Genomic DNA, 16001 nt, shown 5'->3' with positions numbered 1-16001 from the left:
GCCGCCTCCTGGTGCTACAACTGATCTGGGTCGATCGACGGGGAGGGCGGACGCGTCATTTCAGCGTTTAAAGAGTTGCAGGAGGCCGGGCACCTCGGTGAAAAATGCCTGGCCATCGTCGAAAAGCTCTTACGGGAGGAACTGCGCCGGTTCCTCCCGTTGGCGCACTTGGAGTTCGAGGACGTCGTGCAGGACTTCCTCGTCGATCGCGTGAGGCCCCTCACTGCATCACTGCTCGGCCAGGCGACGAACGACGACTCGCTTGCAAAGCTACTGCGAACTTCGATAAGGAATTGGTTGATCGATCGCGCAAGGGAAACCGGCATAGGGCATATCCGTCGCACTCTCGAGAAGGTGCTAAACACAGCGTCGGATTTTGAACGCGTTGCCGCCGGCCAAGACGGTGCCGGCCGATGGCGAATCGCGGGCAGCAACGCTGCACCGTGGGTGGGCAGCATCGCCGACCTCACCGCCACGGCGTGGAGCGTGCGCGAGGTCCGGGTACCGAAGTGGTCCAGCGCCACGCGGCGCGCGCCTCTCGCGGACCGCGACTCCTTGGTCGCGATCATCGATGCGGTACTGGCTACGGCTGGCGGGAGCTTGGAGATCGCGCAGTTAGTAGCCGTGTTCGCCAATCGGTTCGCCGCGGCGCTGGACCCCACCGTTGCGTCGATCGACGATGACGACCACCCGATCGATGTCGCGGCTACAACGCTCGACCCCGAGGAGACCCTCATCGCCGATGAGGTTGCGTTGGACGTCGCGAGCGCCGCAGCCGAGATCGCCGGCCGGCTCACGGCCACTGAGCGCGAGATCGTGCCGATGCTGCACGACAGCGCTGCCGTTCGGCTCAAACTGGGAAAGGGCCGTACGCAAAGCGCCGCCTTCACCGCCAGACTGAAGGCCAGGATTCGCGAACTAGCAGGTACCAGTGGCGATGCCGAAGACATCGTCCGGGAGGTGATTGCTCTATGCGGCGTATCCGATGCCGGATGACCCCGGACATGAGTCGTCAGACTCGACCACAGGGGACCGCCCACCCCCAGCAGATGCGAAACGGAGCAACCACGTGAGCAAGCGTGCGACGGCGCAAGATTTACTCGAACTGGCTCGTCGCGCAGCAGCCCCACAACTGTCTTCTGCGCGACGTCGGGCGCGCTTCGGCGACACCCGCGATCACCCGATACACCCCGGACAGATCTGGCGAGCATCATGGGATGACATACGCAGGCTAGTCGTGATTCGCCAGATCGAAGGAACAGAGTTAGATGTCATTCCGCTGACCGTGGACCCGTCGGCCGAAGACGCTGATTGCTTCGTGCTCGATGACAGGTCAACGGCATTCGGCACCGACGCCACCCTCTGGGCGGGACTGAGCACCACCCTGCCGATGCGGGTCCTCGACGAGATCATTGACGAGCTAACGGATGGAACGTCGGCCTGGGCATCGGATCCCGATTCGACGAGCCTCCCCGACGGTGTCCGCCGCGGCCGCGCCCCGTCACACCCGTTCGAGACGTCGATCCAAGTCAGAGCCACGATCTCCGACGACCTCATCGCGTTGCGGTCCAGCCCGGCATTGCCGGTTGCGGGCGACGGCGATAGCCAGCCCGTCCCCACGCTGGCGTCGATACTCGGAACGAACGTCGATCTCGAGGTGCTCGTGTCTGCGCTGTCGCCGTTGGGTCTGGACCAGCCGGCAGTCATGAGCCTACTTCGGGGCAAACGGCCGGTGTCCCCGCAGATCGCGTCGGCTGTTGCCAGGGTCACCGGTATCGACGAGGCCGTAGTCGCCGGGGCCGTCCAACCGCTGCCCGCCCGGTTCGTCGAGGAAGTAGACCATCCTCGGTGGCGCCAGGTCTGGCGCGCGCACACACAACGCGCCGGCGGCCGCGAAGAGGACGCCCGCCTGGCGGCCAGCTATGAGATGTTCGCTCGGGCAGCACGTCAGACCGGCGCCCAGGAACCCGACTGGCGGGCCCGCTTGGCACAGTTCCGCATGCTGGCAGAACCTTACGGTGCCCCGTGATGCGCGGCATGTACACCACAGAAGCGCAGGCACAGGCCAAGCAAATGGAGGCCGTCGCCGAGCGTATCCGCCCCGGCACCGTCGCCCGCTTGCGCACGGATCCGCTCGGTGAATTGGAGCTTTGGCACGATGTCACAGTCATCGAGATCGACGAGTCGTCGGACGGTTCGGGATGTTCCGTTGCCGGCAGCTACCAGCCGAACCCGGCTACGCTCGTCGTGACCAACTCTCTGTCGTACGCCCGCCGCGGGTTTACCGCGCTCCACGAACTCGGCCACCACCTGCAGCAGACCGACATCGCCCTCGGGAACACGGTGTTCGGATACAGCAATCCGGACCTGTTCGAAGAGGAGGCCTGCGACGCGTTCGCCGCCGGTGTCCTGCTCCCCGATGACGAACTGCGCACCCGAATAGGCCCACGTGGACCGACCGCACAGGACGTGGTCGATTTGTACAGCCTGCACTCATCGGCATCGAGGGAAGCGTGCTGCGTGTGGGCTGCCCGGCATCTCCAGGGCGCCGGAGTCGTCGTGCTGCTCGACAGCGTGGGCGTGGTGCGCTTCGCCGCACCGAAGAGTTTCATTCCGCCGGCGAAGAACTCCGACCAGTCACACACCCCGCTGATCGAAGCGGCACTGAGAAACCTCCGAGCCGGAGCCACCCGCGACGAGACGCACGTCAGCTACCGCAACGGCGGGAGGAGCGACACCGTCTATGGTCAGGCACGGTGGTTCGACGCGAACTACCTCGTCGCCGTGCTCGCCTCCGACAAAGCCGGTTGGAAACCACTGGCACTACCCCGGCCCGACACCGGCGGCGCCGGCGGCGCGCGATCGTGGACGTGCGAGACCTGTGACGACTCGTTCACCGTCGCTGACCACTGCAGTCGGTGTGCCGAACCGCGGTGCACGCAGGGTCACTGCGGATGCCACGTCGCGCGCGCCAAGAAGGACAAAACGTGCCCCAAATGCTTTCTGACCCTGCACCCGTCTCGGTTCGACCCCGGCAGCGAACTGTGCCGGGACTGCGTGTGATCTGGCGAAAGGCTCTACCCCGAACGATTCGGGAGATGTGACGTCAGATCCCCCCGAAAGGGTCACGAGGCCCTTCGTTCCATCGAGGAGACGTCATGCCCTATCGCAGCGCGATCACCGGTCGCTACATCAGCAAGGCGGCCGCAGCCCGCCATCCGAGGACCTCCGTACGGGAATCACCCGGCACTAGCGGCGGACCCGGCGCGCGCTACCGCAGCGCCGTCGACGGTCAGTATGTCCGCGCCGCCGAAGCCGCCAGGAATCCCAAGACCACGCGAGAAGGCCTGACGGTGGCGTCGCCAGGGACCGCACTAAGCGTCGATGACGCTCTTGCCTCCAACACGGTCGTCGGCCCCGGCGGGCAGACTCGAACGGTGTCCGAGCGCGTTGCCCGGCGGGTTTGGGTCGCGGCGGGTGGGCGCTGCACCATCTGCAACCGCTACCTGCTCGACGACGAGACCACCGGGCAGGACGTGATGATCGGCCAGCTCGCGCACATCGTCGGCTGGTCCACCGCCGACGGGTCCCCCCGAGGCTCAGAAAGCCTAGCGGTGGAACTGCGCGGCGAAGCCGACAACCTTCTACTGCTGTGCTACGACCAGCACAAGGTCATCGACGACAAGTCGCTGTGGGCCGTGTACGACGCGGACACCCTGCGTGCGATGAAGCGCAAGCACGAGTCCCGGGTGCGGGGCCTGACCGCGATGGGCCACGATAGATCGACCACGGTGCTCCGAGTCATCGGCAACATCCACGATCAGGCGGTCGATCTGACCGATGCCCGCATCCGAGAGGCCCTCTTCACCCGCAACCGGTTCCCCGACTGGGCCCTTCGCGGCGCCGACGAGTACGAGGTCGATCTGCGCCCGCTGCCCGGTGAACGCGACGGCACCTCCGTCTACTGGGCCTCGGCGCACGCTCACCTCGACGAGCGCCTCGACCGCCTGCGCACCCTGGTCGCCAAGGGCAGGGTCACCCACCTGTCGGTCTTTCCGCTCGCCCGCATCCCGGTGCTGATCCTGCTGGGGACGCTTCTCGATGACACCGTCCCCGTCGATCTCTATCCCAAGCGGCGCGACGGCGACGAAGGTTGGGGATGGACTGCCAGCGCGCGCGACGTCGGATTCCACTTCACCAGGGTCCGGGTCGGCAGCAACCGAACAAAGGTGGCACTGCTGGTGTCGGTGTCCGGGTCCGTCGACCGGAACCGGCTCCCGGACGAGATCGACGATAGCTACACGATCTACGAACTGCGGCCGGCGGACAGCCTGCCCATCCCCGGGCTCATCGGGAGCGCGGGGTCCCTCGACGCCTTCAGCCGAACCTGGCGCGAGGTCCTGGCCGCTGTCGAGGCCCAGCACCCCGGTGTCCAGGCGATCCCGACGTTCTCCGCCGTACCTGCCGCCGCGGCCGTCAGCATGGGACGCCACCTCATGCGTGCCGCCCACCCCCCGCTGCACATCTACGACCGCGTCACTGGCAGCACCACCTACCAATTCACGACATCGACAGCCGAGACAAGCCGCTGAGGGGCGCTATGAGCACCATGACGATGAATCCACTGTCCGCCCTGCTCGCCGGAGCAGTGGACCTGCTCGACATCCCACCCGATCTCCAGAAGATCGTCGTGGCCCGCTACCAGGACGTCGGAAATTTCCTCGCCGACAACGGCGGCGCCCGTTGCAGCGTCTACCCGCAGGGCGGCTTCCTGCTCGGCACCGCAATCTTCCCGCCGCAGCGGACCGAGTACGACATCGACCTGGTCTTCCGCGACGGGATCACCAAGGACGACACGACTCAAGCCGACTTGAAGGAGCGCGTCGGCGGCATGCTCGATGACTACAACGACTACAAGTTCGGGTCCGACGACGCACCCGATGCCTTCTTCGAGAAGCGCCGGTGCTGGACACTCTCCTATTCCAGTCAGGGGTTTCACCTCGACGTGCTGCCCGCTGTCATCGACACCGATTTCCGCACATCGCCGAACGGCATCCTGCTCACCGACACCAAGTTGAGGCCATGGCAGCACGCCAATCCCAAGGACTACGCCATCTGGTTCCGCGGCCGGTCCGAGGAGATGCGACGCAAGATCGCCGCCAGCGCCCGCGCGGAGAACGTCGCCGATGTCCCCAACTGGGCGGTGCGCTCCACACTGCAGCGACTAGTCCAGGTACTGAAATGGCACTGCTACCTCGACTTCGCCAACGACGTCGACAACCGGCCCCCGTCGGTCCTGATCACCACCCTCGCCGCACACGCTTACCAAGGCCAAGACGACCTCGGCGACGCCCTCCTCGAGGTTATCGACGACATGCCGAACTTCATCAAGACGTCCAACGGCCGTTGGCTGGTCCTCAATCCGGCACAGCCCAAGGAAAACTTCGTGGACAAGTGGAACGAACCCGACACCGCGCATCGACGGCAGGCCTTCAACAGCTGGCTTCGCAGGATCCAACACGACATCGAAACCGCTGCCAATGCACGGGATTCGGGTCTGGACGTCCTCGTCGACCGCCTCAGCGGTACGTTCGACCGAGGGGTACTCGCGAAGTCCGCGGCCAACTGGGCGCGAACCACCGTTGACCTCAGAGGGCAGAGAAGACTCGGAATCGCCTCGGGGACAGGCGCACTCGTCATCGGGTCGGGTCGACCCACTCCCCCACATGGATTTTACGGCCGTGGCCGCGCCTAACGGCCGCCTGACGATCAGCCAACAGGCATTCGCCATCCACAGCGCACTTCCCGACGCTACGGTCAGTCTCGGACACGGTACTCGCCTGACCATCACTGCTGACCTCCAGCCAACGCAAGTGTCTCGTCACTACCGCATCAAGATCGACTACCGCCTCGGCGCATCACCCGACGTACGAGTCGTCACACCGAAGCTCGAGCTCCACCGCGACGCTGATGAACTGCCGCATACGTTCCCAGGCGAAAAGTTGTGCCTGCACCTTCCGGGAGAGTGGGCGCCCAACATGTACATCGCGCACACCACAGTGCCGTGGACTAGCGAGTGGCTGTTCTACTACGAAATATGGTTGGTTACCGGAGAGTGGGAAGGCGGAGGGCACGGCGAGCCGAATCGGCGTCGGCACAGCCCAGATCACTTGAGTACTCGCTAGCCAACACTCGCTAGCGCCCCGCTTCGAGCTGAAAGGCATGCGGCAGTCATGACGCCGAATTCCGATGACGATCAACTTCACGATTGGTCTGCGCTCGCGGGAGCCACTTGGCCCACTCTCCTCATCGGCAACGGGCTGAGCATCAATATATGGGGCAGGTTCGCCTATTCGGAGCTGCTCAACCATGCGGGCCTCAACACGTCTGCTACACAGCTCTTTTCAGACCTCCAAACGGTGAACTTCGAGGAAGTCATGGAGAGCCTCTGGCACGCTGAGCGCGTCTCGGAAGCGCTCAGCCAAGACAGCGGCCACATACATGAGCTCTACTCTCACGTACGCGCTGAACTCGTCAATGCCATTCAGCGGGTCCACATTCCGTGGCGCAGACTGCCAACAGACCAAATCCGGCGGATTGCCTCGGTACTCGATCAGCATCGCTGGGTTTTCACACTCAACTACGATCTCCTCACCTACTGGGCTCTAATGAACGATCTATCGGCGGCTGAGATTGTCGACTTTTTCTGGAATAACCCGTTCGACCCCGCAGACACGGAGCTCAGGTCGACTTCTGCGACTGGTCTGGTGTTCCTCCACGGCGGTATCCACCTGTGGCAAGACACGCGGACCGGAGAAACTGGGAAATGGACCAACCAGCGACAAGGTGGACTCCTCTCACGACTTGGAAATGCTTTGTCCTCCAGCCCGAATCGGCTTCCATTAATCGTCAGCGAAGGACGGTCCGAGCAGAAGCAACGTGCGATACGCCGATCCGACTATCTGTCCTTCGGATATCAGCAACTGACCCAGAACGACGATCCCGTGATCATATTCGGCGCAAGCTTCGGTCCTCAGGACGGCCACATCGTGCAAGCTGTGCGCAACGGAGGTCGACGCGCGGTCGCCGTCTCGGTCTACCCCGTCGCCGACCCCGCGTCAGTGGTGGCAACAAAGGCTACCTACCGCGCAAACTTGCCGGACCAAGATCTCTTCTTCTTCGACTCAACGACCCACCCACTCGGAGACGCCGGAATGCGAGTTCCCGGCAATTAATTCGAAGCATCTGTCGCAGCAGTTTTTTTACCGATAACTCCCGAATGCGTCAGCCCTCCGAGATCCTTACCGGCGAGTTCGACAACCCGTCGTCGTGTAGGCACGCCTGACCCACGACTGCGATCAGATGTTTAGCCGAGCTGACGTTGTTGTTCGATAATCAGTGCGTGCGTGTCAATCTTCGCTGCAAATGCCAGCTCATCCTTTAACTCCCGTCAGGTCGATGAAGGGGCGCTGGCCACCGATGTTCTACCGCGTTCTGGAACCACCCTTGTCAACGAGGTCAGCGTGATCGGTCACGATAATCTGCAACCGCGGCGCAAACGTCTCGACCACGTCGCGCATGACAGTGAACATCGCCAGTACGGCGGCGCGGTCCGCGTCGTCGACAGTCCCTTCGTTCTTATCGGCATCCGATGGATAAGAGGCCTGCGTTGGTTGTAGGTTCTCGCGTTCGGCCGCATCTGCCGACTTGTCTGACCTGAGGTTTTCGTTTCTGTCTCACTGCGGCTGCGTGCGGTTTGTCTCACGAAGCGCTTCATTTCCTACGAGGCACGCGATCGACGTTGCCGGGTTCTCGGGGCGTCTTGAATTTATTCCCTGGTCGCTACGTGGATCGCGGGCGCGCCGGTCGCAGGCAAACTCTGATCCGTGAATCTCGCAGGGGTTTAGGGCTCGATCGGCTCCACACCAACGAAAGCCGCAAGATCGGCCACGTCTCGGTGTCCGTCGTAAGCCCGAAGCAGCTGGATGTACCGCGTCTTGTCAAGCTCCCAGTCGTATTGCAGTTCGGTGGGATCTTGAGCTGTCGCGAACACCAAGTCAGCGAGAAACCTTGTGGTACGCCCATTTCCATCCGTAAATGGATGGATGCGCACAGTCTCGGCGTGCACCACGATACCCAGTTGCCGAGGCGTCCAGTCGTCGGTGTACTCCCATCGGTAAGCGATGGTGTCAAGCGCGCTTCGTAGTTCAACGGCAATCTGCTCCGGCGGTACGCCGATGTTCAGCTCCAATCGCCGCCACCGTCCGGCCCAGTTCCACACCGGACCGTACATCCGCGCGTGGAGGTCGCGGACAAAGTAGTCACTGAGGAGCTCGTCGAGCGGCAACGAGCCGTCGAGTGCACCCGGCATTAGTTCATCGAACACCCGATCCTGAAGCCCTTGTTCGAGGTCATACACGGCAGCGCGGGTGATGGGCGTGCCCAGCAGGTCGACCACCTCAGGGAGTAGCGCAGTCAGTTCGTCATGTGGAAGTGGGGTCTCACCGTAGCCCGGCGTCAGCGGCATCAGCGCTTAGGCGGCTGCTGTTTCGCGATGTAGGCCCTTACGGTGGCCGACCGTCTGTAGCCAGCGGGAACCACACGGCCCTCCAATTTGGCGGAGGCCTTCGTGGCGCGCACCCCTGACTTCTTGACCGCAGCCTTCGACACCACCACCTTCTTTGGTGTCCGGCGTTCCACGACTGCACCTCCTCTAAGCCTTGGCTCATCCTACCGGCCAACCGTGGCCTCTAACCAGGCCGTTTGCGACCCGCGTCCCCGATTTGGCGGTCGCCGACAACACCCGGCATTGAATAGCGTTGCTGCGCGCGCAACGTCGCGTGTAACCCAGCGGCAGTGTGGTTGATCCCGAACCTGCATGGTGTGTCGGGCCGAACGCGGTGGCAGGACCGGCATGCCGACGGCAAGGGATGCACGTGTTCGGCCGCCCACCGCTCGAGCTCGGCCAACTCGACGGCACGGACCTTCCTATACGGGCCGGTCGCGGACTTACCGTCACAAGGGGCGATGTGCGAGCAGCGGAAGTGGTGCACCTTGGCCTCGGCGGACTGTGGGCTGGCTGCAACGTTGAGCAGGTACCCAGCGCGATGGGTCGACAGCGATGTCGCCTAGCCGCTGTCGTCGTTACGGAACTCGTGTGCTGTTACGGGTTCATCCTGCCGCGCGATCCGCATTTCGATACTGGCTGTCGGCCGGACCGGGATAATGAAGGACGCACACGGACCGAGACGGGGAGGCGCCCAATGAGTGGCCTCGAGGTCGGTGAGCTGTTCGCGTCGAATGAGTCGCTGCAGGATGCGCCGGCGGTACGGCTGTTCGCCGCCAAGAATTTGGCTGCCTACGTGACGTTGATGGAACGGCACCTGGATGGGAGCGCGAAAATCACTGAGGCAGAACTTGTCTCGCGTATCGAGCAGGATTTAAATGAGGTGGGACTGCCGGATCAGACTGGCTTGGGGCTGATCAAAGGGTGGGCCAGTTCGGGGTGGTTGAACCGACTCTCCGATGGCACTGGTCAGGCCTCGCAGAACGTGTGCTCCCTGACTGAGGATGCCCGAAGCGTGCTGGCGTTTCTACGGCGGCTGCGGCGCGCGGACAACGTGGCAACCGGTGGGTCGATGGTCAGTATCGCCAGTGGTCTCAAGCGGATCGCCTCGCAGCTCGACGGCGATCCCGAACGGATCCGCATCGACCTCGAGGAGCAGATCGAGGCGCTCTACCGCCAGCTCGAGGATCTCGCCGAGGGGCGCCGACCCGAGCCAAATCTGGTCGACCTCGCCGATGAAGGACGGGCGATTGCCTATCAGATGGAGCAGGTCATTACCGATATCCTGCGTTACGGCGGGATGCAAAACGAGATCACCACGGCGCTGATCGAAGGTCCCGAGGATTCCGACACCGCGTTTCGGGACCGGTCGCGGCGACTGTTCACCGACTACGAGGCACTGCTCGACTCTCGGGAGCGGGCTTCCTACACCGCCTTCACCCGGATGGTGCAAGACCCAGACCGGCGGGCCCGACTTCGCTCAGACATCACCACCGTCGTTGAATCCCTACCCGACCTCGACGCAGCCTGCGCGAGGTCATGGTGCAGTTCTTCCCACGGGTCGCCGAGCAGATCGGTGAGGTACTCCGGATCGAGCAACGCTGCGCGCGGCGGATCAAACGGTTCTTCGCGGCCGGCACCGCCGAGCAGGCACGCGGCCTGGCCCGCCAGATCAACGACGCCATCGGTGTTGGGCATGCGTTGCTGCGACAGTCGGTGGTCGACTCCCCTACGCGGGCTGAGTTGCCGATTGGGCGGTCGGCGTTGACCAGTGTGGGTGCGATCGCTTTCGACATTCAGGATCCCTCACCGCCGCGACCCGCGCTGCAAGCCGAGTCCACGGCTGACCTGAGCGGGTTCACCGGTCTGGCCAGCCAGGTCGACATTCCGCAACTGACAGAACTGGTAAACACCGCCGTGCAGGCGGGACCGGTGTCGTTGCCGGAGATGATCGGCATGGTCGATGCCCCATACCTCGGTGATGTGGTGGTGCTGTGGGCGTTGGCAGTGCGCCAAGACCCCGATGCCGCGGCCTCGGCGGCAGCGTCGCGGGTGCGGTTCCGTTCCCGCGACGGCGTCGACCGGGAAATTGAGGTGCCGGCGTTGATGTTTCGTGACCGAGTACCCAGCGCAGGAGGGCTGTGAGCACACACCTGGACAATTTCAACTTCGACGACCTGCCCGACGTCGACGTCGATGCCTCGGTTGCCGATGCCGTGCGGATGCCGCGCTTCGACGGCGACGTCAGCGAATTGTCCAACCAGGCATGCTGGGCGTTGCAAAACCTGCTGACCCGCCGCTACATGACCAAGCAGGAGTCCCCTGAGCGGTGGGCGTGGCTGATGGAGCACCGCAAAGTGCTGGCCTCGCGGTTATGCGAGCTTGACCTGCGGCTACGGATCCACGACGACCTCGAAGTCGCCTACGCCGAACCGGCCATGCTGGACAGCCCAAATCAGCACAGCCGCAGGGTGTTACGCCGCGAACCGATGGCACCTACGCCTCGATCGTGGCCTTGCATCTGGCCAAGATCATGCGCACCTCACACGACGAGCATGTGCTGATCAGCAAGGCTGACATCCACGACCATTTCGGTAATGTCAGGCATAGGGTCGACCGCGACGAAGCCATGCTGCGCAACCGCATCGACGAGGCCATCACCAAGCTGGTCAAAACGCAGATCCTGCTGCGCACCCCCGACGACGACACCTACGCCATCAGCCCGGTGATCCTGGCGATCATGACCGGACAGATGGTCGACGAACTCAGCAAGGAATTCGAGCAGCTACTTACCCGCGGCCGATCCCGACGGCGCCGAGACCGCAGCCGACGATGAGGACACGCTGATCGACGACGAGGACCGCGATAATGACGATTAGCTCGCCGGCGCGGCAGGTGTGGCTGTCTCGGCTGCAGGTCATCAACTGGGGTGTATTCGACGGCTATCACGACGTGCACCTCAGCCGCAACGGCACGTTGATCACCGGCGCCTCGGGAAGCGGGAAATCCTCACTGCTGGACGCGGTCTCGCTGGCATTCCTGTCGGCGTCGCGGCGGAACTTCAACGCCTCAAGCGACAGCACCGCGGCTGGATCCAACCTCGGTAAGCGCACCGTCGACAAATACATTCGTGGACTGTGGGGTGAGCGCCAGGAGGCCGGCGAACGCGCCAAGCCGATGTATCTGCGTGGCAGCGGTCCGGCCTGGTCAGCGGTGGCGATCACCTACACGGGCAGCGACGACACCGTCATCACCGGGCTGGTCCTGAAATGGTTGGCCGCCGGCGCCGACACCGACGCCTCGAGCTCCTATCACCTGATCAACGCCGACGCCGACATCCTCGAACTGTGTAACACCTGGCGCGACAAGAACTACGCCCGCAGCGTGTTCGAATCAGCCGGGTGGCGCGGCAAGCGCGATAACGAACGCTGGTATCTTGACCAGCTGTACTCCAAGATCGGCATCCACGGCTCGACGGCCGCCCTACAGCTACTCGGTAAGGCGAAATCGCTGAAAAGCGTTGGGGGGCTAGAGCAGTTCGTCCGCGACTACATGCTCGACACCCCGGAAAGCGTCACCGGCATCCGTGATGCGGTCGAGGCGATCACCCCCCTGGTCGATGCCCGTAAAGCGTTGGGGGTGGCGCAATCCAAGCGTCGGGTCCTTGGCGACATCGAGCTCATCCACGACCGCTATGTGACCGAGTCCGCGCAGCTGGCCAGCATCGGCATCGTCGACAAGCAGATGGTGCACGACTGGGTCGACGAACTGCGCCTGGCCGCGATCGGACCCGAGGTCAGCGTGCTCGACGCCGACATCGAGCGGATCGGCGCTGAGCGCGATGAGTTGAATTCTAAACACCGTGTGCTGATCCGCACCCGTGACGAACTCACTGCCCGCATCGCTGCGGCCGGGTCTGGATTGTCAACGCTACGCCACGAACTCGCAGTAGCCGAAGACCGCGCCGACACGACCTCGCGGCGCCGCCACGATTACGACACCCAGATCTTCGACCTGGGTTGGACCGCGCCCCAAGTGCAGTCCGCCGACGACTTCGACACCATGCGCGCCATGGCACAGACCGAAATCGTGCGGATCGCCGAGGAGCTCAAGGCACTGCGGGAACGGTTGGCCAACGACGAGGGCCCGCGACGTGTGGCGGCGCGCGACCAGATGACGGCCGCCCGCGAGGAACTCGCCCGCGTTGAGCGGCTCGGAACATCGGTACCGGCCAACGAAGACCGCATCCGCGGAGAGATCGCGGCGGCGCTCGGCGCCCCGGCCAAGCAGCTGCGGTATGTGTGCGAGCTGCTCGACCTCAAGACCGAATACGCGCCGTGGCGCGCGGCGGTTGAAAAAGTTCTGCGTTCCACAGGGCTGGTGTTGCTGGTGCCCGACCGCTACCACCGGTGAGGTGCTGCGCTACGTCAACGACCACCACATGCGGGGCCTAGTTCGCCTCGAGCATGTCCCCGCTGGCGGCGTCGCCTCTGTCGCGCCGCAGGCGGGCACGTTGGCTGAATGCCTCGGGCTGACCGACCCGGGGCATGAAAGCGCCGGTACAGCAATGCGATTGGTTGCCAAGGTCGGCGACTTTGTCCGCGTGAGCGGGACTGATGAATTCGCCCACCATCGCCGTGCGGTCACCCAAGAGGGACTCTATAAGGAGAACGAGACCCGCTCGGTCAAAGACGACCGCGCCACACTGTCAGCCTCCCAGTACATCTACCAGGGAGACATCGCCGCCAAGATCGCCGCACTCCGAATCGAACTCGAGGAAGCCACCGCGGACTTCGAGGCCAGCGACGCTGCAATGACCGAGCTGCACGACACGATTGAGTCGCTGTCGGTCAGCAGAGACCGGTGGAACAAGCTGCACGTGAGCTTCACTATGTTCAGCGACATCGACGCCGGGGGCGCCGACGCCGAGGTTCGCCGGCTTCGAGAGCAGCTCGAGGCCCTCGAGGCCGCGAACCCCGATCTGGCCAAGCTGGAAGACCAGGCCGAAGAGCTGCTCACGCAGAGCAGCGCGCTGACCGGGCGGATCAGCATCCTCACCGAGCGGGAAACAGTGAGCGACGATCGACGCACCAAGCTGCTGGATCTGCAGGAGATACTCAAACCCGGTGTCGTCGGCGCGAGCGCGCGGGCCGCGCTCGAGACCTATCGGGCGCAACTGTCGATCCCCCTGGAGATCCTGGCACCCGCCCCCTACAAGGCCGAGCTCGTCCGGACCATCGAAAAAGACCAAGGCACGCTGCAAGATTCGGTCAACCGATTGACCGCCGAGCTCAAGCGGATCATTAGCAACTTCGATGCACAGTTCGAAGATGCAATCCCCAACAACAGCGACGACCTCAACGAGAAGATCCACGACTACGTGGCTTTGTGCCGGCGCATCGATGACCGCGAACTGCCCCAGGCCCATGATCGGATGCTGCGGCTGATAACCGAACAAGCGCCCATGGCTGCGCTGCACCTCTACCAGAAAGCCGAGGAAGAAGCCCAACACATCGAGGAGCAGATCGCCCGGGTGAACCGTGGTTTGGGATCGGTGGAATTCAACCGCGGCACACGGCTGTCGCTGCACGCCGACCCCAAGAAGCTGACTGCCGTTACAGATCTGCACGAACGGGCCCGGCGGATCTCGGGGCGCTCGCTGGCGGTGTCGATGCGCGATGAGAAGGCCACCCACGATCAGTACCGCGACATTCTGGATCTGCGGAACCTGCTGGCCTCCGACAGCGCTGAGGCCCGTCAGTGGACGCGCGACGCCCTCGATGTACGGAACCGCTTCACCCTGTACTGCGCTGAAACTGACTCCACGACAGGTGAACTGATCCGCACCTACAGCAATGCCGGCGCCAATTCCGGTGGTGAGCAGGAAAAGCTGATGGCGTTTTGCCTGGCTGGGGCGTTGAGTTTCAACCTGGCCGATCCTTCCACGAGCGACAACAGGCCGGTGTTTTCACAGCTGATGCTCGACGAGGCGTTCTCGAAATCAGACCCGGTGTTCGCCGATCAGGCGCTCTCGGCGTTCCGTAAGTCTGGGTTCCAATTGTTGATCGTGGCGACCGTGGAAAACACCACCACCATCCAGCCCTACATCGACAGCGTGGTCATGGTGTCCAAGCGCGACACCCCCGGCATCGAACCGATCGCCTCCACCCGCACCGTGACCGTGCGGGAATTCGCCGAGATCAGCCACGAGCTGGCCGGCGCACCGGCAGCCGCCACGGTGCGGTGATGCCGAGATGATGTTGTCGGTGGAGACCGCGATCCGTGAACTGCGCCGGCGTTGCGCCGACTTATGGCTGCACTGGGCACTCGGGCAAGACGGGCCGTGGCCGCTCAAGCTGACCCTGAAGGCCCCCCAGGGCACGTCGTTCGACGACCACGTCATCGCCGCCACTGCCTGGGCCGGCACCTAGCGCTCAGCCATCGATGAGCATCGCATACCCGGCCGGCTCATCACTGCCGCGCGCCGCGCTCGCCGGCTGGGCACCCACGAGCTTCCCATCACATGGGTGATCGATGACCTTGACTCCGCGCTCGCGATCGCCGACCCTGAGATCGTTGCCTCGTATGAGCTGGCGGCCGGCCGATTCGCGCAGGCCCTGGCCACTCCGGAAATCGCGTGGAATATGCTGAGCGACATCCCTTTTAAGTCTGGCAAGACCATCGCTGGCCTCGATGACGCCGAGTGGGCGACCGCGCTCACCGTGGTCACCCACCTCGTTGCGGTCGGGCCCGGCGATGCGACCGTGCTTCGCCAGATCCGCATACCCGGCGTGCACAGCAAATGGATCGAGCAGAACGCGACCCTGCTGTGCGCGATGCTCGGCACCGATACCGACTCCGAGGGGGCTGATCCACTGACGCGACTCATCGCCCGCCTGGGGCTTGACGCCAAGCAGACACGCCTGCAAGTGACGTTGGCCTGCCCGAAGCTACGCGCCCAAGCCGCGGGGTTGCGGCGCTTTCACGCGACCATCCCCATCCTCAACGACACCGTGTTGGCGCCGGCGATCATCGCCATTGTAGAAAACGAAGCTCCCGGTCAGACCCTCGACCTCGATCTCGGCGGGGTTGCGGTGATCGGCGGTCTCGGTAAGGCCGCACCAATCTTGGCCCAGCTAAACTGGATTCACACTGCCGAGCGACTTGTGTATTGGGGCGACATAGACCGCGCTGGGATCTCGATACTCGCGTCGGTGCGCCGGGCCGGGCTGCCGGTGTCCAGCATCCTGATGGACGAGACGGTCCTCGACGCCCATCGCAGTGCCTGGCACACTACCGCCACCCAGCTTATCTGTAACGGGTTGTGGGGTGTGTAGGACTGTCACCCACGTGGGTTTTAGATGGGGTTTTCTCGTAGGGGACACTGTTATCTGTAACGGTGTCACCGACGTTGGCTCGCGGTGGGTGTTGCTGT

The 16001-nt window shown here is 63.8% G+C and carries 10 protein-coding genes and 4 pseudogenes; 12 read left to right on the top strand and 2 right to left on the bottom strand.

Features of this window, described 5'->3' with window-relative positions:
- The first annotated feature begins 75 nt into the window (after window positions 1–75).
- The 7 genes from MAAFP003_RS00070 to MAAFP003_RS00040 all read left to right on the top strand — a co-directional run bounded on the left by MAAFP003_RS00070 (window position 76) and on the right by MAAFP003_RS00040 (window position 7235).
- Entirely contained in the window at window positions 76–996 is a 921-nt protein-coding gene (locus MAAFP003_RS00070) for a hypothetical protein (RefSeq protein WP_036473954.1), read from the top strand.
- Window positions 997–1237: 241 nt separating this feature from the next.
- On the top strand, window positions 1238–2029 hold the full coding sequence (locus tag MAAFP003_RS00065; protein WP_036473952.1) for a hypothetical protein: 792 nt from the start codon (window positions 1238–1240) through the stop codon (window positions 2027–2029).
- The gene (locus tag MAAFP003_RS00060; protein WP_036473950.1) at window positions 2029–3063 is read left to right on the top strand and encodes an ImmA/IrrE family metallo-endopeptidase; all 1035 of its coding nucleotides are present in this window, start codon (window positions 2029–2031) and stop codon (window positions 3061–3063) included. The genes MAAFP003_RS00065 and MAAFP003_RS00060 overlap by 1 nt, the downstream gene beginning before the upstream one ends.
- 95 nt (window positions 3064–3158) lie before the next feature.
- The gene (locus MAAFP003_RS00055) at window positions 3159–4592 is read left to right on the top strand and encodes an SAVED domain-containing protein (protein WP_096283329.1); all 1434 of its coding nucleotides are present in this window, start codon (window positions 3159–3161) and stop codon (window positions 4590–4592) included.
- Between the two features lie 8 nt (window positions 4593–4600).
- Entirely contained in the window at window positions 4601–5755 is a 1155-nt protein-coding gene (locus tag MAAFP003_RS00050) for a nucleotidyltransferase domain-containing protein (RefSeq protein ID WP_036473938.1), read from the top strand.
- A complete protein-coding gene (locus MAAFP003_RS00045; RefSeq protein WP_198049007.1) occupies window positions 5727–6185 on the top strand; it encodes a type II CBASS E2 protein in 459 nt (152 codons plus the stop codon). Before MAAFP003_RS00050 ends, MAAFP003_RS00045 begins: the two co-directional genes overlap by 29 nt.
- 48 nt (window positions 6186–6233) lie before the next feature.
- The gene (locus MAAFP003_RS00040; protein ID WP_036473937.1) at window positions 6234–7235 is read left to right on the top strand and encodes a DUF4917 family protein; all 1002 of its coding nucleotides are present in this window, start codon (window positions 6234–6236) and stop codon (window positions 7233–7235) included.
- A gap of 249 nt (window positions 7236–7484) precedes the next feature.
- Here MAAFP003_RS00040 and MAAFP003_RS30060 read toward each other — a convergent pair.
- Window positions 7485–7616 (bottom strand): annotated as a pseudogene (locus MAAFP003_RS30060) (DUF3732 domain-containing protein); the annotation flags it as partial.
- Window positions 7617–7903: 287 nt separating this feature from the next.
- The gene (locus tag MAAFP003_RS00030) at window positions 7904–8458 is read right to left on the bottom strand and encodes a Fic family protein (RefSeq protein WP_232232262.1); all 555 of its coding nucleotides are present in this window, start codon (window positions 8456–8458) and stop codon (window positions 7904–7906) included.
- An 805-nt stretch (window positions 8459–9263) separates the two neighbouring features.
- Here MAAFP003_RS00030 and MAAFP003_RS00025 point away from each other — a divergent pair.
- The 5 genes and pseudogenes from MAAFP003_RS00025 to MAAFP003_RS00010 all read left to right on the top strand — a co-directional run bounded on the left by MAAFP003_RS00025 (window position 9264) and on the right by MAAFP003_RS00010 (window position 15903).
- A pseudogene (locus tag MAAFP003_RS00025) lies at window positions 9264–10711 on the top strand (DUF3375 family protein).
- Window positions 10708–11445, top strand: a pseudogene (locus MAAFP003_RS29995) (DUF4194 domain-containing protein). Before MAAFP003_RS00025 ends, MAAFP003_RS29995 begins: the two co-directional pseudogenes overlap by 4 nt.
- Window positions 11435–14813: pseudogene (locus tag MAAFP003_RS00015) on the top strand (ATP-binding protein). Before MAAFP003_RS29995 ends, MAAFP003_RS00015 begins: the two co-directional pseudogenes overlap by 11 nt.
- A gap of 19 nt (window positions 14814–14832) precedes the next feature.
- Window positions 14833–14997 (top strand): hypothetical protein, encoded by a 165-nt coding sequence (locus MAAFP003_RS29000; RefSeq protein ID WP_165796259.1) that lies wholly within the window; start codon window positions 14833–14835, stop codon window positions 14995–14997.
- A 9-nt stretch (window positions 14998–15006) separates the two neighbouring features.
- Window positions 15007–15903: a Wadjet anti-phage system protein JetD domain-containing protein gene (locus tag MAAFP003_RS00010; protein ID WP_279304288.1), complete on the top strand. Its 897-nt coding sequence runs from the start codon at window positions 15007–15009 to the stop codon at window positions 15901–15903.
- Window positions 15904–16001 lie beyond the last annotated feature (98 nt).

Source organism: Mycobacterium ahvazicum, assembly GCF_900176255.2.
GTDB classification, from domain to species: Bacteria; Actinomycetota; Actinomycetes; order Mycobacteriales; family Mycobacteriaceae; genus Mycobacterium; species Mycobacterium ahvazicum.
This window is presented reverse-complemented; position numbering and strand designations above follow the sequence as displayed.